Origin of the sequence: Streptomyces sp. NPDC059371 (genome assembly GCF_042751995.1) — a bacterium.
Classification (GTDB): domain Bacteria; phylum Actinomycetota; class Actinomycetes; order Streptomycetales; family Streptomycetaceae; genus Streptomyces.
The window spans coordinates 1-347 of record NZ_JBHYXD010000040.1 but is presented as its reverse complement, the minus strand read 5'-3'; the positions used below and the strand labels follow the sequence as shown (position 1 = coordinate 347).

General features: G+C 74.4%; 1 protein-coding gene. It reads left to right on the top strand.

Annotation, left to right across the window (positions count from 1 at the left end; genetic code table 11):
- Nucleotides 1–232: proprotein convertase P-domain-containing protein (locus ACFXGX_RS22490; protein WP_384794056.1), on the top strand; the 232-nt coding region annotated here is incomplete at its 5' end.
- Between the last annotated feature and the right edge of the window lie 115 nt (nt 233–347).

Here is a 347-nt window from a genome sequence, read left to right as displayed (position 1 = left end):
CTACGTCAACATCGTCCACACCTACCGCGGTGATCTGACGGTCGATCTGGTCGGTCCCGACGGAACCGTGTACTCCCTGCTGAACCGCAGCGGGGGCTCGGCCGACAACGTGGACCAGACGTTCACGGTGGACGCCTCCGCGCAGCCGGTCGACGGCACGTGGAAACTGCGCGTCCGCGACCTCGCGTCGATCGACGTCGGCTACATCCAGCAGTGGAGGATCACGCCCTGATCCAGGACTGACCCGATCCCGGGGGGGGGGCCCGCGCGGGGCGGGACGGGGAGGGGGGGGGGGCGGCGGGGGGGGCGGGGGGGCGGACCCCCCCCCGCGCGCCCGCGCCCCCCCG